Source organism: Pseudomonas sp. YNh, assembly GCF_037993085.1.
GTDB classification, from domain to species: domain Bacteria; phylum Pseudomonadota; class Gammaproteobacteria; order Pseudomonadales; family Pseudomonadaceae; genus Aquipseudomonas; species Aquipseudomonas putida.
In genome coordinates this window covers 126,606-150,477 of record NZ_JBBMRJ010000009.1, presented here as the reverse complement: position 1 = coordinate 150,477, position 23,872 = coordinate 126,606, and the positions used below count along the sequence as shown (strand labels likewise).

The 23,872-nt window shown below is 64.3% G+C and carries 20 protein-coding genes and 2 pseudogenes; 12 read left to right on the top strand and 10 right to left on the bottom strand.

All coding sequences use genetic code 11. The features are described 5' to 3' along the window. Positions 1-27: 27 nt before the first annotated feature. Complete coding sequence (locus tag WF331_RS12120; protein WP_174371744.1) at positions 28-1,221, bottom strand: ABC transporter substrate-binding protein; 1,194 nt, start codon at positions 1,219-1,221, stop codon at positions 28-30. 162 nt (positions 1,222-1,383) lie between these two features. Between WF331_RS12120 and WF331_RS12115 the strand changes: the two genes are divergently transcribed. Next, the gene (locus tag WF331_RS12115; RefSeq protein WP_340622951.1) at positions 1,384-2,658 is read left to right on the top strand and encodes a HAMP domain-containing sensor histidine kinase; all 1,275 of its coding nucleotides are present in this window, start codon (positions 1,384-1,386) and stop codon (positions 2,656-2,658) included. Further along, positions 2,658-3,296, top strand: a complete 639-nt coding sequence (locus tag WF331_RS12110) for a response regulator transcription factor (RefSeq protein WP_016500225.1) — start codon at positions 2,658-2,660, stop codon at positions 3,294-3,296. The genes WF331_RS12115 and WF331_RS12110 overlap by 1 nt, the downstream gene beginning before the upstream one ends. Before the next feature lie 52 nt (positions 3,297-3,348). On the opposite strand, the gene WF331_RS12105 is transcribed toward WF331_RS12110, so the two are convergent. Next, positions 3,349-4,008 (bottom strand): pentapeptide repeat-containing protein, encoded by a 660-nt coding sequence (locus tag WF331_RS12105; protein WP_016500224.1) that lies wholly within the window; start codon positions 4,006-4,008, stop codon positions 3,349-3,351. Positions 4,009-4,216: 208 nt separating this feature from the next. Next, positions 4,217-6,112: a quinoprotein ethanol dehydrogenase gene (exaA, locus tag WF331_RS12100; RefSeq protein ID WP_340622950.1), complete on the bottom strand. Its 1,896-nt coding sequence runs from the start codon at positions 6,110-6,112 to the stop codon at positions 4,217-4,219. Between the two features lie 254 nt (positions 6,113-6,366). On the opposite strand from exaA, the gene pedF reads away from it, so the two are divergent. The 9 genes from pedF (at position 6,367) to WF331_RS12055 (ending at position 16,436) form a co-directional block, all read left to right on the top strand. After that, positions 6,367-6,828 carry a cytochrome c-550 PedF gene (pedF, locus tag WF331_RS12095; RefSeq protein WP_016500222.1) on the top strand — a complete coding sequence of 154 codons (462 nt, stop codon included), beginning with the start codon at positions 6,367-6,369 and terminating at the stop codon, positions 6,826-6,828. A 5-nt stretch (positions 6,829-6,833) separates the two neighbouring features. After that, positions 6,834-7,709, top strand: a complete 876-nt coding sequence (locus tag WF331_RS12090) for a substrate-binding periplasmic protein (RefSeq protein ID WP_016500221.1) — start codon at positions 6,834-6,836, stop codon at positions 7,707-7,709. A 178-nt stretch (positions 7,710-7,887) separates the two neighbouring features. Then, positions 7,888-8,649: a quinoprotein dehydrogenase-associated SoxYZ-like carrier gene (locus WF331_RS12085; RefSeq protein WP_049274384.1), complete on the top strand. Its 762-nt coding sequence runs from the start codon at positions 7,888-7,890 to the stop codon at positions 8,647-8,649. A gap of 40 nt (positions 8,650-8,689) precedes the next feature. Next, positions 8,690-9,622 (top strand): quinoprotein relay system zinc metallohydrolase 1, encoded by a 933-nt coding sequence (locus WF331_RS12080; RefSeq protein ID WP_016500219.1) that lies wholly within the window; start codon positions 8,690-8,692, stop codon positions 9,620-9,622. 164 nt (positions 9,623-9,786) lie between these two features. Then, the gene (gene pedH / locus WF331_RS12075) at positions 9,787-11,574 is read left to right on the top strand and encodes a PQQ-dependent alcohol dehydrogenase PedH (RefSeq protein WP_016500218.1); all 1,788 of its coding nucleotides are present in this window, start codon (positions 9,787-9,789) and stop codon (positions 11,572-11,574) included. Positions 11,575-11,715: 141 nt separating this feature from the next. Beyond that, positions 11,716-13,236 (top strand): acetaldehyde dehydrogenase ExaC, encoded by a 1,521-nt coding sequence (gene exaC, locus WF331_RS12070; RefSeq protein ID WP_284364632.1) that lies wholly within the window; start codon positions 11,716-11,718, stop codon positions 13,234-13,236. A gap of 167 nt (positions 13,237-13,403) precedes the next feature. Beyond that, on the top strand, positions 13,404-13,475 hold the full coding sequence (gene pqqA / locus WF331_RS12065; RefSeq protein ID WP_010455123.1) for a pyrroloquinoline quinone precursor peptide PqqA: 72 nt from the start codon (positions 13,404-13,406) through the stop codon (positions 13,473-13,475). A gap of 143 nt (positions 13,476-13,618) precedes the next feature. Further along, positions 13,619-14,782, top strand: a complete 1,164-nt coding sequence (gene ercA / locus WF331_RS12060; RefSeq protein WP_016500216.1) for an alcohol dehydrogenase-like regulatory protein ErcA — start codon at positions 13,619-13,621, stop codon at positions 14,780-14,782. Next, on the top strand, positions 14,766-16,436 hold the full coding sequence (locus tag WF331_RS12055; protein ID WP_284397703.1) for a PAS domain-containing hybrid sensor histidine kinase/response regulator: 1,671 nt from the start codon (positions 14,766-14,768) through the stop codon (positions 16,434-16,436). Before ercA ends, WF331_RS12055 begins: the two co-directional genes overlap by 17 nt. 256 nt (positions 16,437-16,692) lie before the next feature. Here the strand turns inward: WF331_RS12055 and WF331_RS12050 are convergent. Further along, positions 16,693-17,148, bottom strand: a pseudogene (locus WF331_RS12050) (tripartite tricarboxylate transporter permease); the annotation flags it as partial. Here WF331_RS12050 and WF331_RS12045 point away from each other — a divergent pair. Beyond that, positions 17,136-17,456 (top strand): annotated as a pseudogene (locus tag WF331_RS12045) (PLP-dependent aminotransferase family protein); the annotation flags it as partial. The pseudogenes WF331_RS12050 and WF331_RS12045 overlap by 13 nt on opposite strands. A 138-nt stretch (positions 17,457-17,594) precedes the next feature. Here WF331_RS12045 and dsdC read toward each other — a convergent pair. The 6 genes from dsdC to WF331_RS12015 all read right to left on the bottom strand — a co-directional run bounded on the left by dsdC (position 17,595) and on the right by WF331_RS12015 (position 23,870). Beyond that, entirely contained in the window at positions 17,595-18,509 is a 915-nt protein-coding gene (dsdC, locus tag WF331_RS12040; RefSeq protein ID WP_016500212.1) for a DNA-binding transcriptional regulator DsdC, read from the bottom strand. After that, positions 18,506-19,855 (bottom strand): D-serine ammonia-lyase, encoded by a 1,350-nt coding sequence (locus WF331_RS12035; protein ID WP_016500211.1) that lies wholly within the window; start codon positions 19,853-19,855, stop codon positions 18,506-18,508. Before WF331_RS12035 ends, dsdC begins: the two co-directional genes overlap by 4 nt. A 110-nt stretch (positions 19,856-19,965) precedes the next feature. Beyond that, complete coding sequence (locus WF331_RS12030; protein WP_016500210.1) at positions 19,966-21,102, bottom strand: MFS transporter; 1,137 nt, start codon at positions 21,100-21,102, stop codon at positions 19,966-19,968. 246 nt (positions 21,103-21,348) lie between these two features. Beyond that, positions 21,349-22,071, bottom strand: a complete 723-nt coding sequence (locus tag WF331_RS12025) for a hypothetical protein (protein ID WP_016500209.1) — start codon at positions 22,069-22,071, stop codon at positions 21,349-21,351. A gap of 72 nt (positions 22,072-22,143) precedes the next feature. After that, on the bottom strand, positions 22,144-22,923 hold the full coding sequence (locus WF331_RS12020) for a transglutaminase family protein (RefSeq protein ID WP_016500208.1): 780 nt from the start codon (positions 22,921-22,923) through the stop codon (positions 22,144-22,146). Continuing rightward, positions 22,920-23,870 carry an alpha-E domain-containing protein gene (locus WF331_RS12015; RefSeq protein WP_016500207.1) on the bottom strand — a complete coding sequence of 317 codons (951 nt, stop codon included), beginning with the start codon at positions 23,868-23,870 and terminating at the stop codon, positions 22,920-22,922. The genes WF331_RS12020 and WF331_RS12015 overlap by 4 nt, the downstream gene beginning before the upstream one ends. Positions 23,871-23,872: the final 2 nt, after the last annotated feature.

The following is a 23,872-nucleotide window of genomic DNA, read 5'->3' as shown; positions in this document are numbered from 1 at the left end:
GAATTCCTTATTGTTGTGGTTATCGGGTCAGGGGTAGCTGCAGGTCACTTCGGGCTTGTCGTAGCCCAGGCTGTCCATTTCGTTGAAAGGGTGCAGGAAGCCCTCCTGCGGCGAAGTGCTGACCAGGGCGCGCGGCTGCACCAGCGGGATTGGCTGGCGCAGTTCGCCATTCCACGGGCGGTAGCTGAGCTTGCGGCCCTTGAAACCATCCAGTGGCAACTGTTCGCTGAGCAGCAGTTGTTGTAGCGCGCGGGGTTCGGCCTGGCGCAGCTTGCTGGCAGCGCTGGCAATGCTGCGCACGGCCATCCAGGCGGCAAAGTCGCGGTCATTCATCCAGCGCCCGGCCTGGGCTTCGAAGCGTTTTTGCAGCTGCGCTGCGCCAAAGGTTTCCACGGTCTTGTGCCAGCCGGTGGGGGTCAGGCCCTGGGTGCCGGCCACGGGGCGGGGGTACCAGGTCTGGTAGGGCAAGTACTCGCCAAAGTCGCCGCGCTCGTCGGCCACCAGCACCACGTCGTATTCGGCGGTCTGGGTGAACAGCGGCATGTCGGCCTGGGCGCTGCGGCGCTGGTCGTTGTCGAAGGTCCAGGTCTTCTCCGCTACCAATTGCACGCCAAAGCGCTTCACCGAACGGCGCAGGGCGGCGGCGTAGGCATGGTCGTCTTCGGTCTGGCCCACCACCAGCAGCGCCCGCTGCCACTTGCGCAGCACCAGAAATTGCACCAGCGCATCGGCCAGCATGGCCCGCCCCGGCAGGCTGTGCAGCACATTGCCCAGGCACTGGCTGCTGCGCAGGCTGTCGTCGGGGCTGCCGGCGTTGAACAGCAGGCTGTCGGGCAGCGCGGCAGACAAAGCGCGCAGGCTGGCGGCCGGGGCATTCACCACAAACAGCCGCAGGCCTTGGTCGTGCTGTGCCTTTGCCGCCTGCAGCAGCGCCTCGGGGCTGTCGACCGTGGCGTTGCTCAGCTGGAACTGCTGCTTCAGGAAGCGCCCGGTGCTGTTACTGTCGACAATCGCCAGCTCGGCACCTTGCCGCCCGGCGTCGGCAGGCTCAGAAATGACATTGGACAGCAGCGGGCCGGGGTCGGGCCGATAGCCCAGGTAGCCGATGCGCACTTGCAGTGGTGCTGCGGGTTGGCCCTGAGCGGCGGGCGCCAGTGGCGCAGACAGCGTCGCGGCCAGGGCCAGCAGGCAGGTCAGGGCAAGGTGGGCAGGCTGGCGCATAACACACTCCACGGCAGATGGCGCCAGCATAGGAAGCCCGCCGGGAGGAGGAAATATGCAGAAAGTAGCGCTAGCCCGGTACCAAGGTAGTAATTCGGCGCGGGTGCTGCGGCTTTAGGATGGGGAGCACGATGGGCCACGACGCCCCGAGGAGAATCGCCTGTGCGCCTTGTCAACCTGTCGGCCCTGTGGCGGATCAACCTGTGGGTCACGTTCTGTTTCGCTTTGGTGGCGCTGGCCTGTGCCGGCGTGTTGTTGCACCAGGCGGTGGCTGACGTAGAGCGTGAGTTGCAGTCTGCCGAAGCGGTGGTGGCGTACCTCGGTGACACTGCCGAACACGACCCGGCAAGCCTGCAACCCCGGCTGACCCAGAGCCTGCGCCATGTGCGGGTGCACTGGCTGGCGCCGGGTGAAGCGCCGCAGTTACCGTCGCAAACCGGGCTGGATGCCTGGCTGGGCCACCAGCTGTTTGGCGAGCGCCCCAGCAGCAGTCGGCTGCTGGCGCTGAATGACGGGCGCAGGGTGTTGATTGCGGTCGATCCGCGGGATGAGATCGACGAAGTCTGGGACTCTCTGCAGCAACTGCTTGGCCTGTGTGGCCTGGCCTTGCTGTTGAGCTTGCTGACCATTCGCTGGGCGGTACGGCGGGCCATGGGCCTGCTGGATGAGCTGCTGTGCGCCTTGCGCCAGGTTTCGGGCGGGCAGTTGACTGCGCGCTTGCGCGAGGCGGGGCTGCCGGAGGCGCGCCAGTTGGCAGCTTACTTCAACCATATGACCGCGACGCTGGAGCAGGCCCGGGGTGACAATGCGCAGCTGACCCAGGCACTGCTGGCGGCACAGGAGCAAGAGCGTACCCAGCTGGCGCAGGCGCTGCACGACGACCTGGGGCAATACCTGGCAGGTATTCGTGCCCAGCTCTGTCTGTTGCGTATGGTGGCCGAGCAACCTGCGGTGGTGACACAGACGGCGCACGACCTCGAACTCAATTGCGAGCGCCTCCAGCACGGTTTTCGCGCCTTGGTGCACAACCTGTATCCGGTGGCGCTGCACTACATGCCGCTGGCCGAGGCGTTCGGCCTGCTGGTGAGCCAGTGGCAGGCCAGCCAGGGCATCGAGTGCCGGCTGCGGGTTGGCGAGCACTTGCCGGCGCTGCCCGGGGCGAGCAGAACGCACCTGTACCGCTTGCTGCAAGAGGCACTGACCAACGTCGCCCGGCATGCCGGCGCCAGCCAGGTGCGAGTGCGCCTGCAGCGCAGTGCCAAGGGTTTGCGCCTGTTCATTCGCGACAATGGCCGCGGCGCGCACCCGCCCCAGCGCCCAGGGGTAGGCCTGCATTCGATGGCCGAGCGCGCCCGTAGCCTTGGGGGGGAGCTGCGCATTTTGAGCCGCCCGGGTGGCGGCTGGGCGCTGGCCCTGAACATCCCCAGGGAGGTGTAATGAATATCGTATTGGTCGATGACCATGCCGTGGTTCGCCAGGGCTATGCCAGCCTGCTGCGGACGGTATTGCCGACGGTGCAGGTGCGTGAGGCCGCCAGTGGTGAAGAGGCCTTGGCCCGGGTGCAGGAGCAAGTGCCGAACCTGGTGATCATGGACTTTGGCCTGCCGGGTATCAGCGGCCTGGAAACCACCCGCCGCCTGCGCCAGCGTTTGCCGCAGCTGAGGGTGCTGTTTTTCAGCATGCACGACGAGTTGCCGCTGGTGCGACAGGCGCTGGAAGCCGGGGCCTCGGGCTACCTGACCAAGAACTCGGCGCCCGAGGTGTTGATCGAGGCGGTGCAGCGGGTGTTGGCCGGGCATGCCTACATCGAACAGCCCTTGGCTACGCAGTTGGCGTGCACGTCACAGCAAAGCACCAGTGACCCGCGCTTGCAGCGCATGACCCAGCGTGAACTGGAGATTTTCACGATGCTGGCCAAGGGTACGCCGATGCGGGTGATTGCCGAGCAGCTGTGCATCAGCGCCAAGACTGTGTCCAATCATTTGACCTTGCTCAAGAGCAAGTTGCAGGTCAGTTCGCATGCCGAGCTGGTGCACCTGGGCATCAACCTGGGGGTGGTGCGGGTGGCGGGGTGAGGTGTGTCAGCTGCGCTTGCCGGGGCCGCAAAGCGGCCCCTGCTAACTGAACTTATTTGTCCCATGTATCCGGGCATCCCTTGCACCCCTCCATGTTCGCCTCCTGGAAATTTCCGTAATGCTGCCGCGCCCCGCGCAAATCGGCACGCGCAAGGTTGCTCTGGCCAAACTTGGCCTCTTGCAGGTTGGCATCGCTCAGGTTGGCCCCTTGCAAATCAGCCTTGCTCAGCCAGGCCATCTCCAGGTCCGCCGCCTGCAAGTTGGCCTGCTGCAGCTTCGCCCCGGACAGCCTGGCGAACTGCAAGTAGGCTGCACTGAGGTCGGCCTTTGCAAACTGTGCCCCTTGGGCGAACAAGCCCCAGCCCTGAATGGCCACCAGCTTGCTGTTGCTCAGGTCAGCCACACGCAGGTTGCTCTGTTGCAGGCTGGCACGGGTCAGGTTGGCGCCCTGCAGGCGGGCTTTTTCCAGGTTGGCCAGGTCCAGCCGGGCATGGCGCAGGTCGGCATCACGCAGGTCGGCACCGGCCAGGTTCATCTTGCGCAGGTCCTGGTTGGCCAGCTTGGCGCCGCGCAGGTTGGCCCCCGGGCACTGGCTGGCTTCGGCAATGACGCAGCCGTTGATGGTCAAGGGGGCATCGTTGCCCTCGTCGTCGGCACTCCCGGCCAAGGCAGGGGACAGTATCAACAGCAAGGCAAATGGCAGGTAGTTCATGGTGAAAGGCTCTCAGTTGGAACAGGGCAGTTGTGGGGCGGACCTGAATGCATTCGGGATAAGCGTTATGGGGCCGCGTTGCGACCCATCGCCGGCAAGCCAGCTCCCACAGGGACTGCACAGCCCTTGAGATCTGCACCGTAGTGTGGGAGCTGGCTTGCCGGCGATGGGCTGCAAAGCAGCCCCGGTAACGCTTTACCTCAGGCAGTCAGCGCTGCGCAGTCTTGTTGTCCCAGCTCGGGATCTTGAACACCCAGAACGAACCACCCTGAGCCACCGGCTTGGTCAGCTCGGCCATGTCGCCGCCCCACAGCGGCACGGCGCCGCCGTAGCCCACGGTCACGCCGATGTACTGCTCGCCGTCCTGCTCCCAGGTGATAGGCGGCGAGACGATGCCGCTGCCGGTCTGGAACTTCCACAGCTCCTTGCCCGTCTTGGCGTCGAAGGCCTTGAAGAAGCCGTCGCCCGTGCCGGTGAACACCAGGTTGCCCTTGGTTGCCAGTACGCCCGCCCACAGCGGCAGGTGCTCCCTGTGCTCCCACACCAGCTTGCCGGTGGTCGGGTCCATGGCGCGCAAGGTGCCGACATGGTCGTCGTACATGCGCTTGATACGGAAGCCCATGCCCAGGTACGCCGAACCCTTCTTGTAGTTCACCTCCTCGGTCCAGTATTCCTCTTTCCACTGGTTGCCGGGGATGTAGAACAGCCCGGTGTCCTGGCTGTAGGCCATCGGGTTCCAGTTCTTGCCACCCAGGAACGGTGGCGAGACTTCCACCGGCTTGCCCTTGGTATCACCCGGCAGCGGCTTGTCCGGGCGTTGGCCGGGGTTTTCCACCGGGCGGCCGGTCTTCAGGTCGATATGGCTGGCCCAGGTGATGTTGTCGACGAAGGGGAAGGCGTTCTGCAGCTTGCCGTTGTTGCGGTCGACCACATAGAAGAAGCCGTTGCGGTCGGCGTGGGCGGTGGCCTTGACCACGTTGCCGTCCTTGTCCTTGTAGTCGAACAGCACCAGCTCGTTGTTGCCGGAGAAGTCCCAGGCATCGTTGGGGGTGTGCTGGTAGAACCACTTGACCTCGCCGGTACTCGGGTCGACGCCGACCTGGCCGGAGGTGTACAGGCTGTCGAAGTCATGCGGGTTGCCGTCCTTCGACGTGCGCGCCCAGGTATTCCAGGGGCCAGGGTTGCCAGCGCCGACAATGATGGTGTTGGTTTCGGGGTCGAAGCTCGCGCTTTGCCAAGGGGCGCCGCCGCCGTGGCTCCAGGCTTCGACCTTGCCGGTTTCGGTGGTTGGGTCGTCTGGCCAGGATGGCGCCTTGACGTCGCCGGTGGGGGTGCTGTCCTTGCCGTTCAGGCGGCCCATGTGGCCCTCGACGAAGGGCCGCATCCACACTTCTTCACCGGTGTCCGGGTCGCGCGCGAACAACTGGCCGACCACGCCGAATTCATCGCCCGAGCTGCCATGGATCAGCAGCACCTTGCCGCTGGTCTTGTCTTTGATCAGCACCGGGGCGCCGGTCATGGTGTAGCCGGCGCTGTGGTCGCCGAACTTCTTGTTCCACACGACTTTGCCAGTGTGCTTGTCGAGGGCGATGAGCCGCGCGTCCAGGGTGCCGAAGTAGATCTTGTCGCCGAAGATGGCCGCCCCGCGGTTGACCACGTCGCAGCACGGGCGAATGTTGTCGGGCAGGCGGTGGTTGTAGGTCCACAGGCGTTTGCCGGTCTTGGCATCAAGGGCAAACACCCGCGAGTACGAGCCGGTGACGTAGACCACGCCGTCGCTGACGATGGCCTGGGATTCCTGGCCGCGCTGCTTCTCGTCGCCGAAGGAGTACGACCAGGCCGGAGTCAGCTTGAACACGTTCTGGTCATTGACCTGGGCCAGCGGGCTCCAGCGCTGGGCATTGGTGCCCATGCCGTACTGCAGCACGTCCTTGGTGGTCAGGTGGTCGTTGGCGATGTCTTCCCAGGTGACGCTCTTGCCGGCAGGTGCCGCAGGTGCAGTGGCCGCTGTTGCCACATTGCCCAGGGCCAGGCCACCGGCCAGTAGCAGGACGCGCACGCTCAGGGCCAGAGGGGAAAGGGCGGGTAGCGATCTTATTGTCATGGTTGCAGTTCCCAGTGGAGGTTTTGGCCTGCACAGGGTGGGGCGGGGGCGCTGTCGCGGGATACGGAAAAAATCCCGCCCTTGCCGGGAATAGTTCCCGAACGGCACCTCAATTGGCCCTTCGCCACAAGCCCTACTACCAAGGGAGTAAGGCCCGGCCACCAAAGCAGCATTCGACCATTCGCAAGCTGTTTCTAAGATGGCGGCACGGCCTCTGTGGTTGAGGCTTTGCGTGCAATGGTGAGGGCATAACAATGACAACAAAACGCAATGTGTTGCTTGCTGCAGGGCTGCTGGCTGCAGCGGTGCTGACCAGTACCGCTTTTGCCCATGGCAACGTGGTGCCCCAGGCGGTGGAGACCAAGGGCCTGACCCCGATCAAGGACGCCGGTGTAAGCCTGGACGGCGACGGCTGGGCGGCAGTAAACCCTTACCGCAGCTCGCCCGAGCACGACAAGGCCGTGGAAATCGGCGCCTCGGCCTACAACCAGAATTGCGCTGCCTGCCATGGCCTGGAGGCCAAGTCCGGCGGTATCGCCCCCGACCTGCGCATGCTCGATGCCGGTGACGCCGGGGATGAATGGTTTGTCGAACGGGTACGCCATGGCGCGGTCCGCGATGGCCGTGTGTACATGCCGAAGATGGCCGATTACCTCAGCCAGGAAGCCCTGTGGGCGGTGCGCACCTACCTGGACAGCGTGCACGTCGAGGAGTGACGGCCATGCGTCTGTTTGCCGTGTGGCTTTGTAGCCTGCTGCTGTGGTGCGCGACGGCCCAGGCGCAGGTGCGCAACTACGACGCGATCATCGCCGCTGGCGAACTGAAGGTGGCGGTGTACAAGGATTTCGCGCCCTACAGTTTCGAGGACCACGGCAAGCCCCGGGGTGTCGATGTGGAGCTGGCGCAGGCGCTGGCCACCGCCTTGGGAGTGCGCTTGCAACTGATCTGGGCGCCGGCCGGGGAAAAACTCGACGATGACCTGCGCGATTACATCTGGCGTGGCAGCCCGCTGCGCCACCAGCAGTTGGCCGACCTGATGATGAGGGTGCCCTACGACCACGCCTACGCGCAAAGACGCAACGAACTGGGCGAGCTGGAAAACGCCCAGGTGGTGATGTTCGGCCCTTATCAGCAAGAGCGCTGGCAGGTGGCCTACGACCAGCGTCGTCTGAAGTCGGTGGGCAGTGTGGCGGTGTTCCAGCAGCACCCGATCGGTGTCGAGGTGGACAGCGTGCCTTCGTTCTACCTGACTTCTGTGTTCAACGGCATGCTGAGTGCCAAAACCCATCATTACCCCGGTGTACAGCAGGCGTTCAGCGCCATGCAGGCTGGCCAGGTGGACGCGGTGATGGCGATGCGTGGCGAAGTTGACTGGCAGCTGCACCAGGCCGCCGACCCGCAATTGGCCCTGGCGGAAAACGCCTACCCCAACCTGGGCAAGCAGGCCTGGGAAATCGGCATGGCCGTCCATGAAAGCAACCGTCAGCTGGCCTATGCCGTGGAGGAGACCCTTGAGGCGATGATCCGCGATGGCCGGCTCAAGGCGATGTATGCAGCTTACGGCCTGCGCTACGAGGTTCCCGAGATGTATCAGTAACAAATTGCCCAGGCCCGCGGATTCGCGCAGGCAACACATCACCCTGTGGGAGCGGGTTTACCCGCGAACACCGGCGAAGCCGGTGCCATGCACCGCGTCGGATTCTTCGCGGGTGAACCCGCTCCCACAGTGGCCTTGGTACCCCTGAAGATCCTGTGTTGATCCATGGGAGCGGATCATGAACTTGAAAGCGACTTTCCTGCTGGCCTGCTGCATACCCTGGTCAGCCCAGGCTGCCACCCCAGCCCCGCAGACGGACCCGGTGCCCTCGGTGATGTGGGACTTCTACCACAAGCAGTTGCTGGGCCAGGCCGCGTTCGTCTTCGATGACCGGGTCAAGCTGCTGGCGCCGCCCTTTGCCGAGGACGCACGGCAGGTGCCGTTGGAGATCGACGCCCGGGCATTCGCTGGCGAGGTGGTGCGGATAATCGCCTGGGCCGAACTCAACCCGTTGCCGCGCATTGTCGACTTTCAGCCCGGCGAGCGCGTGTTGCCCTGGTTGTCGATCCGCATCCGCATCGAACAGGCCACGCCGCTGCGCGCCGCCGTGCTGACACGCGACGGCCTGTGGCACGTCGGCTCGACCCTGATCGATGCCGCCGGCGGCGGCTGTACCGCGCCCAGCGTGGTGCGCACGCAGCCTGGCTGGGAAGAACACCTCGGTGAAGTGCTGGGCGGGCGCTACCCGCGTGGCGACAGCAGCCGCTTGCGCCTGCAGGTGGCCCATCCGATGGACAACGGCCTGGTCAGCGGTATTCCCGAGTTTTTCCTAAACCATGCCGAGTTGCAGGACGCGAACGGCCAGCGCCTGGCCAGCCTCGAGCTGTACCCGGCGGTCAGCGAAAACCCCAGCCTGGGCTTCGATATCCAGGGCGCCGGGCCGACCCGGCTGCTGTTGCAGGACAACAGCGGCAACCAGTTCGAAGCGGCAGTGCCCTGAGCCCATTGCCCGATTTCACCCCTGACCAGAGGCGCTCTTCATGCGTTGGATGATGCTGTTGCTGCTGTGCCTGGGGCTGCCGGCCCAGGCAGACCTGGACTATCGGCTTGCGCCCCGGCAGATAGCGGAGGGCACCTGGCTACTGGAGGGCAGCACTGACAACTTCGGCAAGGCCAATGGCGGTAATATCGTCAATACCGCGTTCATTGTCACCGACAGCGGTGTGGTGGTGATCGACAGCGGGCCATCGAAGCGTTACGGCGACGCGTTACGCCAGGCGATTGCCGCCACCACCGACAAGCCGGTGCTGGAGGTGCTGCTGACCCATCATCACCCTGACCATGTACTGGGCAACCAGGCCTTTGCCGATGTGCCTATTGGCGCCTTGGCCGGTACCGGCGACTTGCTGCGCCAGCAGGGCGAGGCCATGGCCGAGAACATGTACCGCCTGGTCGGCGACTGGATGCGCGGCACCGAAGTGGTGCTGCCTACCCAGGTGCTGCAGCCGGGTATCCACGAGGTGGGCGGGCACCGCCTGCGATTGCTGGAGCTAGGCGGGCATACCGGCGCCGACCTGGCGATTCTGGATGAGAAGACCGGCGTACTGTTCGCTGGCGATCTGGTTTTCTACGAGCGTGCCTTGACCACCCCCAACAGCCCGGGGCTGGAGGTGTGGCAGAAGGACCTGGACACCCTGCAAGCCTTGCCCTGGAAGCTGCTTGTGCCCGGGCACGGGCCGGTGGCCAGCGATGCCCGGCCGTTTGCGCAGGTGCGTGATTACCTGGGCTGGCTGGATGGCCTGATGCGCGACGGCGCGGCGCGTGGCGACGACATGGCCGAGATGATCCGCAGCCCCATCCCTGAACGCTTTGCCGGGATCACCCTGACCCGTCATGAGCTGATTCGCAGTGTCAGCCATCTGTATCCCCGCTACGAACGCCAACAACTCCAGCGGGTCGACGCCAACCCCTGACGCTATCCCCAAGGGATCGCGCTTGTCTTGGGGACGCAGCCCTGTACCAAGGAACTAGAAAACTCCGCACAGCGGGCAATTGTTGGCGAACTGGCGGCAACCAAGAATTCCCGGCACACCGGGAAATTTTCCCGGGCACAACAAAAAAACCAAAGGTAGCCGTCATGACCCGATCCCCGCGTCGCCCCATGTTCGCCGTGAGCCTGGTGCTCAGCGCCATGCTGCTTGCCGGTGCAGCCCACGCCGCTGTCAGCAATGAAGAAATCCTCCAGGACCCGAAGAACCCGCAGCAGATCGTGACCAATGGCTTGGGTGTGCAGGGCCAGCGCTACAGCCCGCTGGACCTGCTCAATGCCAACAACGTCAAGGAACTGCGGCCGGTCTGGGCGTTCTCCTTCGGTGGTGAAAAACAACGCGGCCAGCAGGCCCAGCCGCTGATCAAGGATGGGGTGATGTACCTGACCGGTTCCTACTCGCGGGTGTTCGCCGTGGATGCGCGCACCGGCAAGAAACTGTGGCAATACGATGCACGCCTGCCGGATGACATCCGCCCCTGCTGCGACGTGATCAACCGCGGCGTGGCGCTGTACGGCGACCTGGTGTTCTTCGGCACCCTGGACGCCAAACTGGTGGCCCTGAACAAGGACACCGGCAAGGTGGTCTGGAGCAAGAAAGTGGCCGACCACAAGGAAGGTTATTCCATCAGCGCCGCGCCCATGATCGTCAACGGCAAGCTGATCACCGGCGTCGCCGGTGGCGAGTTCGGCGTGGTGGGCAAGATCCAGGCCTACAACCCGGAAAACGGCGAGCTGCTGTGGATGCGACCCACCGTGGAAGGGCACATGGGCTACGTGTACAAGGACGGCAAGGCCATCGAAAACGGTATTTCCGGCGGCGAGGCGGGCAAGACCTGGCCCGGGGACCTGTGGAAGACCGGCGGCGCTGCGCCCTGGCTGGGCGGTTACTACGACCCGGAAACCAACCTGATCCTGTTCGGGACCGGCAACCCGGCACCGTGGAACTCGCACCTGCGCCCCGGAGACAACCTGTATTCCTCGTCGCGCCTGGCGCTGAACCCTGACGACGGCACCATCAAGTGGCACTTCCAGAGCACGCCGCATGACGGCTGGGACTTCGACGGCGTCAACGAACTGATCTCGTTCAACTACAAGGATGGCGGCAAGGAGGTCAAGGCCGCTGCCACGGCCGACCGCAACGGCTTCTTCTACGTGCTGGACCGCACCAACGGCAAGTTCATTCGCGGCTTCCCCTTCGTCGACAAGATCACCTGGGCCACCGGCCTGGACAAGGACGGCCGGCCGATCTACAACGACGCCAGCCGCCCAGGCGCACCCGGCAGCGAAGCCAAGGGCAGTTCGGTGTTCGTCGCCCCGGCGTTCCTCGGCGCCAAGAACTGGATGCCGATGGCCTATAACAAGGACACCGGGCTGTTCTACGTGCCCTCCAACGAGTGGGGCATGGACATCTGGAACGAAGGCATCGCCTACAAGAAAGGCGCGGCGTTCCTCGGCGCCGGCTTCACCATCAAACCGCTCAACGAAGACTACATCGGCGTGCTGCGTGCCATCGACCCGATCAGTGGCAAGGAAGTGTGGCGGCACAAGAACTACGCGCCGCTGTGGGGCGGGGTGCTGACCACCAAGGGCAACCTGGTGTTCACCGGCACGCCGGAAGGCTTCCTGCAGGCCTTCAACGCCAAGACCGGCGACAAGGTCTGGGAATTCCAGACCGGCTCCGGCGTGCTTGGCTCGCCCGTGACCTGGGAAATGGACGGCGAGCAATACGTGTCGGTGGTCTCCGGCTGGGGCGGCGCGGTACCGCTGTGGGGTGGCGAAGTGGCCAAGCGGGTCAAGGACTTCAACCAGGGCGGCATGCTCTGGACCTTCAAGCTCCCCAAGCAGCTGCAGCAAACGGCAAGCGCCAAGCCGTAAAGCAGTGGGCCTGAGGCAAGCGGCCCTACTACCAAATGACGAGAGCCCCGCTGCCAACGATGGATTCGCCTGGCACGCGGGGCTTTTTACCATCGGTCCATCGCCTGTCGTGGGACAGGCATCGACCCGCAGAGGCTCAGCATGATCTACGCACAACCCGGAACCCCAGGCGCCGTCGTATCCTTCAAGCCACGTTATGGCAACTTCATCAATGGCGAGTTCGTGCAACCGTTGGCTGGCCAGTACTTCACCAACAGCTCGCCGGTCAATGGCCAGCCGATTGCCGAATTCCCGCGTTCCACTGCCCAGGACGTCGACCGCGCCCTGGACGCCGCACACGCAGCCGCCGAAGCCTGGGGCAAGACCTCGGTGCAAGACCGCGCCCTGCTGCTACTGAAGATTGCCGACCGTATCGAACAGAACCTGGAAGTGCTGGCCGTCACCGAAAGCTGGGACAACGGCAAGGCGGTGCGCGAAACGCTTAATGCCGATGTGCCGCTGGCAGCGGACCACTTCCGCTATTTTGCCGGTTGCATCCGTGCCCAGGAGGGCGGCGCGGCCGAAATCAACGAAGGCACCGTGGCTTATCACATCCATGAGCCGCTGGGCGTGGTCGGGCAGATCATCCCCTGGAACTTCCCGTTGCTGATGGCCGCCTGGAAGCTTGCCCCGGCCCTGGCCGCCGGCAACTGTGTAGTGCTCAAGCCGGCCGAGCAGACGCCACTGTCGATCACCATTTTTGCCGAGCTGGTCGCCGACCTGCTGCCGGCGGGCGTGTTGAACATCGTCCAGGGCTTTGGCCGTGAGGCCGGCGAGGCGTTGGCCACCAGCAAGCGCATCGCCAAGATCGCCTTCACCGGCTCCACCCCGGTGGGTTCGCACATCATGAAATGCGCGGCCGAGAACATCATCCCGTCCACCGTCGAACTGGGCGGCAAGTCGCCGAATATCTTCTTCGAAGACATCATGCAGGCCGAGCCCGCGTTCATCGAGAAGGCCGCCGAGGGCCTGGTGCTGGCGTTCTTCAACCAGGGCGAGGTGTGCACCTGTCCGTCAAGGGCACTGATCCAGGAATCGATCTACGAGCCATTCATGGCCGAGGTGATGAAGAAGATCGCCAAGATAACGCGGGGCAACCCGCTGGACACCGATACCATGGTTGGCGCCCAGGCTTCGGAGCAGCAATACGACAAGATTCTGTCCTATCTGCAGATTGCCAAGGAGGAGGGCGCGCAGCTGCTCACCGGCGGCGGTGCCGAGCGGCTGCAGGGCGACCTGGGCAGCGGTTACTACATCCAGCCGACCCTGCTCAAAGGCAACAACACGATGCGTGTGTTCCAGGAAGAAATCTTCGGCCCGGTGGTGGGCGTGACCACCTTCAAGGACGAAGCCGAAGCGCTGGCGATTGCCAACGACACCGAATTCGGCTTGGGCGCCGGCCTGTGGACCCGCGACATCAACCGCGCCTACCGGATGGGCCGCGGCATCAAGGCCGGCCGCGTGTGGACCAACTGCTACCACCTGTACCCGGCCCATGCAGCGTTTGGCGGCTACAAGAAGTCTGGCGTGGGCCGTGAGACCCACAAGATGATGCTCGACCACTACCAGCAGACCAAGAACCTGTTGGTAAGCTACGACATCAACCCGCTGGGCTTCTTCTAGACCGCAGCGCGGCCTTTTCGCGGGCTCGCCCGCGAAGAGGCCGGCGCAGGAAACGAAATCCCCTACCAACGCACCCCGCAAGTTCCTTCCAAAGTAGCATTCGGCCCTGGCGCCCCCCGTGCATTAATGCATCTACCGGACTCCCCGGCACAAGAAGAGGACTGCCCATGTGGAATAAACCTGCCTTTACCGACCTGCGCATCGGCTTTGAAGTGACGATGTATTTCGCCAACCGTTGATGTGCCACCCGGCCATCACTACGGTGGCCGGTTCCTCTGACTGCCCGTGGCTGAGCCAGTGCTGCTCATTGGTCTGGTTGCTTTCGCTGCGGGATGCTTTACGCTGGCGGTTACCTTCCAGAACAATAAGAACAGGCTTGCCAATGAGCCAGAGTTTCAGCCCGCTTCGCAAGTTCGTATCGCCTGAAATCATCTTTGGTGCCGGCTGCCGGCATAACGTCGCCAATTACGCGAAAACCTTCGGTGCCCGCAAGGTGCTGGTGGTCAGCGACCCGGGCGTGATCGCCGCCGGCTGGGTGGCGGACGTGGAGGCCAGCTTGCAGGCCCAGGGCATCGATTACTGCCTGTATACCGCCGTGTCGCCCAACCCGCGGGTCGAAGAGGTGATGCTGGGTGCCGAGATCTATCGGCAGAACCACTGCGATGTGATCGTCGCCGTCGGCGGCGGCAGCCCGATGGATTGCGGCAAGGCCATCGGTATCGTGGTGGCCCACGGGCGCAGCATCCTCGAATTCGAAGGCGTGGACATGATCCGCGTGCCCAGCCCGCCGCTGATCCTGATCCCGACCACGGCCGGCACCTCGGCGGACGTTTCGCAGTTCGTGATCATCTCCAACCAGCAGGAACGCATGAAGTTCTCCATCGTCAGCAAGGCGGTGGTGCCGGACGTGTCGCTGATCGACCCGCAAACTACCCTGAGCATGGACCCGTTCCTGTCGGCCTGCACCGGTATCGATGCGCTGGTGCATGCCATTGAAGCCTTTGTTTCCACCGGCCACGGCCCGCTGACCGACCCCCATGCGCTGGAAGCCATGCGCCTGATCAACGGCAACCTGGTGGAGATGATCGCCAACCCCACCGATATCGCCCTGCGCGAGAAGATCATGCTGGGCAGCATGCAGGCGGGGCTGGCGTTCTCCAACGCGATTCTGGGCGCGGTTCACGCCATGTCCCACAGCCTGGGCGGCTTCCTCGACTTGCCCCATGGCTTGTGCAACGCGGTGCTGGTGGAGCACGTGGTGGCGTTCAACTACAGCTCGGCGCCAGAGCGCTTCAAGGTGATTGCCGAGGTGTTCGGTATTGATTGCCGCGGCCTCAACCACCGGCAGATCTGCGGGCGCCTGGTGGAGCACCTGATTGCCCTGAAGCACGCCATCGGCTTCCATGAAACCCTGGGCCTGCACGGGGTGCGCACCGCGGACATTCCGTTCCTGTCGCAACATGCGATGGATGACCCGTGCATCCTCACCAACCCCCGTGCGTCGAGCCAGCGTGATGTCGAGGTCGTTTATGGCGAGGCCCTCTGACGAGCAGCAGCGGGCACTGGCCGGGCTGTTGGGGCTGGGCGACCACTCGGCACGCAAAAGCCATTACCCGGAGCTTTCCGCCCGCCTGGACGAGCTGGAGGCCGAGCGCAACCGCTACAAGTGGCTGTTCGAAAATGCCGTGCACGGGATTTTCCAGGCTAGCCTGCAGGACGGCATGCGTGCCGCCAATCCGGCGCTGGCGCGCATGCTGGGCTACGACGACCCGCAAGCGGTGCTGTTTTCCCTGACGGACCTGGCCGCCAACCTGTTCGACGGCGGTGCCGAGGAGTTGCAGGCGATTACCGCGATCCTCGCCCGTGAGCGCAGCCTGCACGGCTATGAAACCCGCTTGCGGCGCAAGGATGGCAGCCACCTCGATGTGCTGATGAACCTGCTGCTCAAGCCCGGGCAGGAGGGGCTGGTGGAGGGTTTTGTCGCCGACATCACCGAACGCAAGCTGGCCCAGCAACGCCTGCAACAGCTCAATGACGAGCTGGAGCAACGGGTTGCTGCGCGTACCGATGAATTGCTGGAGGCCCGCGATGCTGCAGAAGCTGCCAACCGCAGCAAGGACAAATACCTGGCCGCCGCCAGCCATGACCTGCTGCAACCGCTGAACGCCGCCCGCCTGCTGATCTCCACCTTGCGCGAGCGGCCATTGCCAGAGGCCGAGCACGTGCTGGTGGAGCGTACCCACCAGGCCCTTGAGGGCGCCGAAGACTTGCTGACCGACCTGCTGGACATTTCCCGTCTCGACCAGGCAGCGGTGAAGCCGGACGTGGCCGTGTACCGCCTCGACGAGTTGTTCGCACCACTGGTCTCGGAGTTCCGCTCGGTGGCCGATGCGGAAGGCCTCAAGCTGCATGCGCGCATCCCGGACTGTGCCATCAGCACTGACCTGCGGCTGATGACACGTATCCTGCGCAACTTCCTCAGCAACGCCTGCCGCTACACCGACGACGGCCGGATCTTGCTGGGGGCAAGGCGCCGGGGTGGGCATTTGCGGCTGGAAGTGTGGGATACCGGGCGGGGTATTGCCGAAGACCGGTTACAGGCGATCTTTCTTGAGTTCAACCAACTGGATGTCGGCCGCGCAGCGGATCGCAAGGGCGTGGGGCTGGGGTTGGCCATCGTCGAGCGGATTGCCAAGATTCTCGGCTACCGGATTGAGGTACGTTCGTGGCCGGGGCGTGGCTCGGTGTTCAGCATCGAGGTTCCGCTGGGTAAAGAGGTGCCGCTGGCCGCTCACCAGGCCGTGCCGTTGCCAAGCGTCGGCAACCCGCTACCGGGCCGCCGCCTGTTGGTACTGGACAACGAAGTGAGCATCCTCGAGAGCATGGGCGCGCTGCTTGGGCAGTGGGGCTGCGAAGTGGTGACCGCGACCGACCAGGCAGGTGCCTTGCTGGCCTTGCAGGGGCAGGCCCCGGAACTGATCCTGGCCGACTACCACCTGGACCATGGCGTGGTGGGTTGCGAGGTGGTCAGGTATTTGCGTGCGCATTTTGCGGTTTCCATACCGGCGGTGATCATCACCGCCGACCGCAGCGATCAATGCCGGCGGGGCTTGCAGAAACTGGGGGCGCCGCTTTTGAACAAACCGGTCAAGCCTGGGAAATTGCGCGCTGTATTGAGCCAGTTGCTGCAGGAGCATTGATTGTACGGAGTCTTTGGGGCTGCTGCGCAGCCCATCGCCGGCAAGCCGGGCTCCCACAAGTAACGTGTCATGGCTGAGTTTTGCGCCGCACCTGTGGGAGCCCGGCTTGCCGGCGATGGGCCGCAAAGCGGCCCCGATCGCTGATTTTCCTTTCTTGCAAGCGAGTGAAACCACGCAGCCGCAGTGGCTGCGTGGCAGAACAGGGGAGGGTCATTTCAGCCGAACAGGGCGACGATGGCCGGCACGCTGAGCACGGGCCGACGAACGTGGCGATTACCGCCTCGTGGCTGATCCGCCGGGACACGAACGAGGCGGCGCGGTGGGCGAAGTTCATCGAGAAGGGGTAGGCGATCAGGATGGCGATCACGACCGCCAGCATGCCGTAGGCGAGGAACTCGCTTGCGCTGAGCAAGTTGTGCAGGTTGTTCACCTGCCCGCTGGCGCTGTCCACGGTGAAGCGTGGCGGGGCGTTGAACAGCAGTGCGGCCGGCTCGGCGGCGACGGGGCTTAGCGGCAGGCCAAAGGCGATCAGCGGGATCAGCGCCTCGGCAATGTAGGTGGACTCGATAACACCATTGCGCACGCTGATGACCGTGGTCAGCCGGTGATAGGCGTGCTTGATGCGCGAGCCCATCACCTCACCGAGGATTACCGTCATCGCCACCGGGCTGAACACGAAGGTGGCACTGGACACCGTGGCGGTGGCCACTGTACATCGGCAGTTTTTTTAAATCGGTGTCGGCGGCCTTGCGGGTGGGTTACATCGCGGGCAGCAAGGAGGCCATCGACGAGTTGGCCGAGGCCGAAGTGTTCTGCCGACCGGAACAGAGCCTGTACCTGTGGGCGCGTTTCCCCGGGATCGAAGATACAGCCGTGCTGACCCGTGAAGTACAGGGCAGGGGGGTAATGCTGGCGCCGGGGGCGATCTTCCAGACCAACCAGAAGGCCGTAACACCCTGGACCCTGCTGAACGTGGCCTATCTGCAAGAGCCGGTGTTTGCCCAGTGCATCCGCGCCTGATGCTGTCTTCCGGTCCGCACTGGCCCCGTGTAGGAGCGGTCTTGTGCCGCGAAGGGCTGCAAAGCAGCCCCAGGGTTTCGAGACAGATGCATAAATCGCCGGGGCTGCTTTGCAGCCCTTCGCGGCACAAGGCCGCTCCTACAGGTCTGTGCAGGCTTCTTTCACGAGCCAGTCGATCAACACCTGCAGGCGTTTGGGCATCGGGTCATGATGCGGGTAGACCAGGTAATAGCCATAGTTGGGGGTGTCGACGAAACCACCGAACGGCAAAACCAGCTCACCTCGTGCAATGCGATCCTTGACCAGCTGTTCGCGGCCAATGGCGATGCCTACGTGATTCAGCGCGGCGAGCGTGCACAGGTCGGAGCGATCGAATGTGAGGAATCGGCGCGGGAGGCTGATACCCGCACCTGTGGTGCTGGCCCAGAGCTGCCATTCTGCATCGAATGCAGCGTTGTCCCAGGCCGCCACGTCATGCAAGGCAGTGCAGTGATCCAGCGGGTGCAGGTCACCGGTCAGTGCATGGGTTTCTGCGTAACGGGGGGAGCACACCGGGGCGATCCGCTCGTCCATCAAGTGGATGCTCTGCAACCCCGGATGATGGCCATCCGAATAACACAGGACCAGGTCGATCTTGCGTGTGCGGTAATCGATGCTCTCGTTGCCCACCCTGATATCCAGCTGGATATCAGGGTAGCGGGCGGTGAACTGCGCCAGCCGCGGCACCAGCCAGCATTGTGCGACTGACGGGCGCACATACAACGTCAACTGGCCGGCGATTTCGGCGTGAGCACGTTCCTGCACGGCCTCGCTTAACTCATCCATGGTCCGTTGCATGACCGCGAACAGGCGCTCGCCGTCTTCGGTGAGGCTGACCTTGCGCGGCATGCGGTGGAACAGCTTGAGCGCCAGCTCATCTTCCAGGCGATTGATGCGATGGCTCACGGCACTGGCGGTCAGGCACAGCTCATCGGCGGCGCGCGAGAAGCTCAAGTGCCGTGCCGCCACCAGAAAGACATGCAGGCTGCCCAGGTGCGAGCCATTGAGTTTCACGGCGCCGCCTGCACGCTACGCCCTTTCGCCAGATAGGCATTGAATTCATCGTTCGGCACCATGCTGCCACCCGTCCCCCAGACGAGGTGGGTAGCCTGCTGCAGCTGGGTTGGGGTGAAGCCCTGGCGAGCCAGGTACTCGCCTGCTTGCAGCACCCGCAGCATACCGGGTACGCCGGCCAGGGCAGAGGGTTCCAGTTTGACCTTGTCCTGCTCATGGGCGATGACCATCAAGCGGTACAGTTCTTCGTCGGTCACGGTGTAGTAACCATCGATCAGGCGCTGCATGGCTTTGCCGACAAACCCTGATGGGCGCCCGACCGCGAGGCCGTCGGCGGCGGTGATGTTGTCGATGCCGAAGTCCTGCACGCTGGTTTCATCGTGCAGGCCGGTATAGACACCCAGCAGCATGCAGGGGGAATGGGTAGGTTCGGCGAAGATGCAGTGCACCGCATCGCCGAATACCAGCTTCAGCCCGAACGCAACACCGCCTGGGCCGCCCCCTACGCCGCACGGCAGGTACACGAACAATGGATGATCTGCGTTTACCTGGATGCCCGCCTGGTCGAATTGCCGCGCCAACCGTTCGGCGGCCACGGCATAGCCGAGAAACAGCTGCGGGGAGTTTTCGTCGTCGACAAAGTAACAGCTGGGGTCTGATGCCGCCTGCTGGCGGCCTTGCTCGACCGCCACGCTGTAGTCGGAGGCGTGTTCGACCACCGTGACGCCGTTGGCCCGCAGCTTGTCCTTCTTCCATTGCCTGGCGTCCGATGACATGTGCACGCTCACCTGGAAGCCCAGCTTGGCGCTCATGATGCCAATCGACAGCCCCAGGTTGCCGGTCGAGCCCACTGCGATCTTGTACTGGCTGAAGAATGCGCGGGCCTGGTCGCTCGCCAGTTTGGTGTAGTCATCCGTGTGCGTGATCAAGCCGGCCGCCAGGGCCAGGTCCTCGGCGTGCTTGAGCACTTCATGGATGCCGCCCCGGGCTTTGATGGAGCCGGAGATAGGCAAGTCGCTGTCCGCCTTGAGCCACAGGCTGCCCACGTTCTGCAGCGATCCCTCCCGGACAAGCAGCTGGCGCAGCTGTGGCAGCGGGGTAATGTGCGACTCGATGACCCCGCCGGCCGCTGCCGTCTCGGGGAACACGGTGGCCAGGTAGGGCGCGAACCGCTGCAGCCGCGCGCTGGTGGCTTGCACGTCGGCCGCCGTCAGGCCCACGTCGCGCAGGGCTTCTGCAGCCTTGGCGATACCAGGGTTGAACCAGCTGGTTGGCTTCAGGGCCACCAGCTCGGCGATGATCGGGTGGCTTTGTTGCCAGGCTTCCAGGGTTTTTCCGTGAATCATGATTTCACCTAATAGCAGTACAGCACCCAATTGAAGTGCAGTAGCCCGTGTGGTTCAAACGATCACTCTTCATCCAACAGGTGAGCCCATGTCATGCATGGCGCCAGCGCTCAATTCCGCGCCGACCAGGCACAGTTCAAGGCTGCCACGGCAACCGCCACTGCCGCCCCGGCATAGGCCCAGATCGCCGGTACCTGCGGCAGCAATACCCCCGCAAGCATCGGCCCGAGCCCAGCGCCGATGTCGCGCCATATGGCATTGCCGGCCAGGGCCTGGATGCGTTGTTGCGGGTTGCGCAGGGCGACCAGTGTCATCACCAGCGGCAGTTGCAGGGCACGCAGCACCAGCACGAAGAAGGCGCCGATGAACAGCCAGTGGCTGCCAAACAGCAGCAGCGCCACCGACGTGGCCAGTGACAGCACCACCAGCATGCGCAGCGGCCCGAAGCGGTCGGCCAGGCGCCCACCGAAGGGGCTGAAGAGCATTTCGCTGAGGTAGCGCACCGCCATCAGCACACCCGCTGCCAGCACTCCGGACTCACCCAGGTGGGTTTGTGCGTAAAGCGAAAGGCCAAAGATGAACAGGCCGTCCAGGGCTACCCCTTCGATGAAGGACCACGTGGCAATGCTGTCTGGCAGGCGCAGGCGCCGGCCACCTCGGCTGGCGACCGGGTGGCCGGTGCTGGGCAGGGCACGTGCACGCCACAGCCCGAACAGGGCACTGATGCAGAGCACGAAGAACACACTGCGCGGGCCGTAGGCCTGGGCCATCAGCGCACCCAGCGGCAAGGCCAGCATTGGCCCGATGGAAATGCTCGCCCGCGAACGCCCGGCACGCCGCGCCGCGCCTTGTGCTTCAGCGGTGGCGAGGGTCTGGGTGCTGAGGTTGAAGGTGGCGAAGCACAGGCCCCAGACCAGGCGCAGCACCAGCAGCGCGGCGAAACCGGTCAGCACCGCGTTGCCCAGTGCACACACGGCGGCGGCGAAGGCGGCGAGGCTGCAGGCCGCGCGGTCACCGTGGCGGGCATAGAAACGCACTACCCAGCCGTAGCCGATGATGCGCACCAGGCGGTTGGCCGCCAGCAGAATGCCAGCCTCGGCCAGGGTCACGCCAAAATCGGCTGCGTACATCGGCAGTAGCAGGTAGAGCAGTACGTCACTGGGCAGGCACAGGCTGAGCACCTGGGCGGCATTGCGCGAGTCTTGGTCGGCGCGGTGGGTTTGCACCGGTGTGGCAGCGGACGACATGACAGTCTCGTGACAGGGGTGAGGGGGGCAGGATAACCCGCGTGGCTTTCCCATTGAAACCTGTCTACTGAGCCCGCAGTTTTGCACTCTGGCTTCATTGACATGTCGCCTGTGCTGGCCTCTTCGCGGGTAAACCCGCTCCCACAGGATCATCACAATCTTGAGGATTTGCACAATACCTGTGGGAGCGGGTTTACCCGCGAAGAGGCCGGTACAGGCAGCAGAGATTGCGGGGTGTTCGCTCATTCAGCCATAGGGCGGCGCTGGCAGTTCGGCCAGCAGGGTTTTCAGACCGTCACTCCACTGTCTGCGAATCTGCTGGTAATAGGCATCGTCGCTGGTGATGCGCTGGCGCGTCATGCTTTCCAGGGTGTTGTTGCGGTACACCAGCAAGTCCAGCGGCATACCCACCGACAGGTTGCTGCGGATGGTGGAGTCGAACGAAATCAGGCCGCAGCGCAGCGCTTCATCGAGCGGGGTGCGGTAGTCCAGGTTGCGGTCGAGGATTGGCCGGCCGTACTTGCTTTCGCCCAGTTGCAGGAACGGGGTATCCGGCGTGGCCTGGAAGAAATTGCCTTGTGCGTAGACGTTGTAGATGGCCATGGGCCCGCCGGCTATCTGGCCGCCAACAATGAATGAACTGCTCAGGTCGACGTCGGCAGTAAGCTTGCTGCGGTCACGGCTGACCACTTCGCGCAGGGTGTCGGCAACCAGCACCGTAGCGTCGTAGAGCGTGGCAACGTTCAGCAGATGAGGGCCGCTGCCCTGGGTACGCTGGCGCAGCAGGTTCACCACCGACTGCGAGGTTGCCAGGTTGCCGGCGGTCTGCAGCACGATCAGCCGCTCGCCCGGCAGGCTGAAAACGAACAACTTGGCAAAGGTGGAGATCTGGTCGATGCCGGCGTTGGTGCGTGAGTCGCTGATGAAGACAAGCCCGGCCTCCAGGTGCATGGCGACGCAGTAAGTCATGCGGTTTCCCTTGTGTTGCGAGTGGAGTGGTCTTGCCGCACCGTGCGGCAAGACCGGCCTGCAGCAAACCCGTCACTGGCGATGTACGTGGACGCTGGCCTGCATGGCTTCGGCGCCACCACCGCGGCGTACGCCCCTGACCGGGCAGGCGTCCAGGTAGTCCAGGCCGACCGCCAGCTTCAGGTGACGTTCTGGCCGGGTCAGGCGGTTGGTGATGTCGAAGCTGTACCAGGCGTCGTCGACCCAGGCCTCGGCCCAGGCATGGCTGGCCAGGTGCTGTTCGTCCTCGGTGCACAGGTAACCGGACACATAGCGTGCCGGCACCCCCAGGCTGCGGGCGCAGGCCAGGAAGGCGTGGGTGTGGTCCTGGCACACGCCGGCGCCACCCCTGAACGCTTCGATGGCCGTGGTGCCCACCGAGGTGGCGCCGGGGCTGTAGGGCATGTGCTCGGCCAGGCCTTGCATCAGCCCGATCAGCGCTGCCCGGTCGCGGTGGCTGCCACATTGCCGGGCGGCGAAAGCAACCAGGGCGTCGTCGGCCAGGGTCAGGTGGCTGCCGCGCAGGAACGGCAGGGGTGACTGGCCCTCGGCTTCGTGTTCGCAGTCCGGGTCGATCTCGACCTGGCCGCGGGCGGTCAGTGCCAGGTGACCATGGGGTTTGTCCAGGGTCAGCACATGCAGGATGTTGCCATAGGGGTCGATCTGGCCCTTGACCTTGCAGGGCAGGTCCAGTTGCCAGTCATTGATGCGCTGGCGTTCGCTGCTGCGCGGCGTCAGGCGCAGGAACTGGATGCTGTTGCTCACGTCGCTGGCGTAGCTGTAGGTGGTGTCGTGGCGGATGGACAGTTTCATACGACCTCCAGGTAGGAGTGGTGGACGGCCTGGCCCAATTGGTTGACGCGGCCAATGAAGTCGCTCAGCCACGGGTGCAACCCGGCGTCGAGTATTTCGTCGATGGCGGTGTAGCGCAGGCGCGCGTTCAGTTCGGCGGCCATGCGCTGGGCGGCGCGGCCGCTGTTGCCCGGCAGGCCGGCCAGGATCAGGTCCAGTTCCTCGATGCAGGCATGCAGCGAGCGTGGCACGTCCACCCGCAACAGCAGCAGCTCGGACACCGGCCGGGCGCTGGGTGCGCCGCGATAGATTTCGTTGAAGGCTTCATACGAGGTAAGCGCGCGCAGCAGGGCGCTCCACTGGTAATAGCCGCGGGCGGAGCTGTCGCTGACCTCTTCGGAGGCCTCACCGAACATTTCGTAGCGCGCATCGAGCAGGCGCAGGGTGTTGTCTGCCCGCTCCAGGAAGGTGCCCAGGCGGATGAAACTGTAGGCATCGTTGCGCATGATGGTGCCGGAGGTGGCACCGCGGAACAGGTGCGAGCGTTCCTTGACCCAGTCGCAGAACTGGCTGATGCCATAGCGGCCAAGGCCATTGCTGGCGATGTTGCGCATTTCGATCCAGGTGGCGTTGATGTTCTCCCACATGTCGGCGGTGATCCGGCCGCGCACTGCATGGGCATTGGTCCTGGCGGCCTGCAGGCAGCAATAGATGCTGCTGGGGTTGGTCGCGTCCAGGGCAAAAAAGTGCAGCATGCGCTCGGTGTCGAGCTCGGTGTGCCGGCGGATGTAGTCGTCCAGCGTGCCCGAGGCCAGCAGCGACATCGCCAGTTCGGCATGGCCGTCGCTGCGCCCGGCCTGGGGCATCAGCGACAGCGAATAGCTGACCTCGAGCATGCGTGCGAGGTTTTCTGCACGTTCCAGGTAGCGGGACATCCAGTACAAGTCGGAAGCGGTTCGCGAAAGCATGG

Bases quoted from the DNA above. Each gene is read 5' to 3' on its own strand.
- WF331_RS12110 (WP_016500225.1), top strand. From the start codon at position 2,658: ATGAATATCGTATTGGTCGATGACCATGCCGTGGTTCGCCAGGGCTAT.
- WF331_RS12090 (WP_016500221.1), top strand. From the start codon at position 6,834: ATGCGTCTGTTTGCCGTGTGGCTTTGTAGCCTGCTGCTGTGGTGCGCG.
- WF331_RS12055 (WP_284397703.1), top strand. From the start codon at position 14,766: ATGGCGAGGCCCTCTGACGAGCAGCAGCGGGCACTGGCCGGGCTGTTG.
- WF331_RS12035 (WP_016500211.1), bottom strand. From the start codon at position 19,855: ATGATTCACGGAAAAACCCTGGAAGCCTGGCAACAAAGCCACCCGATC.
- ercA (WP_016500216.1), top strand. From the start codon at position 13,619: ATGAGCCAGAGTTTCAGCCCGCTTCGCAAGTTCGTATCGCCTGAAATC.
- WF331_RS12085 (WP_049274384.1), top strand. From the start codon at position 7,888: ATGAACTTGAAAGCGACTTTCCTGCTGGCCTGCTGCATACCCTGGTCA.
- exaA (WP_340622950.1), bottom strand. From the start codon at position 6,112: ATGACAATAAGATCGCTACCCGCCCTTTCCCCTCTGGCCCTGAGCGTG.
- WF331_RS12080 (WP_016500219.1), top strand. From the start codon at position 8,690: ATGCGTTGGATGATGCTGTTGCTGCTGTGCCTGGGGCTGCCGGCCCAG.
- exaC (WP_284364632.1), top strand. From the start codon at position 11,716: ATGATCTACGCACAACCCGGAACCCCAGGCGCCGTCGTATCCTTCAAG.
- WF331_RS12025 (WP_016500209.1), bottom strand. From the start codon at position 22,071: ATGACTTACTGCGTCGCCATGCACCTGGAGGCCGGGCTTGTCTTCATC.
- pedH (WP_016500218.1), top strand. From the start codon at position 9,787: ATGACCCGATCCCCGCGTCGCCCCATGTTCGCCGTGAGCCTGGTGCTC.
- WF331_RS12030 (WP_016500210.1), bottom strand. From the start codon at position 21,102: ATGTCGTCCGCTGCCACACCGGTGCAAACCCACCGCGCCGACCAAGAC.
- WF331_RS12120 (WP_174371744.1), bottom strand. From the start codon at position 1,221: ATGCGCCAGCCTGCCCACCTTGCCCTGACCTGCCTGCTGGCCCTGGCC.
- WF331_RS12015 (WP_016500207.1), bottom strand. From the start codon at position 23,870: ATGCTTTCGCGAACCGCTTCCGACTTGTACTGGATGTCCCGCTACCTG.
- pedF (WP_016500222.1), top strand. From the start codon at position 6,367: ATGACAACAAAACGCAATGTGTTGCTTGCTGCAGGGCTGCTGGCTGCA.
- WF331_RS12020 (WP_016500208.1), bottom strand. From the start codon at position 22,923: ATGAAACTGTCCATCCGCCACGACACCACCTACAGCTACGCCAGCGAC.
- WF331_RS12105 (WP_016500224.1), bottom strand. From the start codon at position 4,008: ATGAACTACCTGCCATTTGCCTTGCTGTTGATACTGTCCCCTGCCTTG.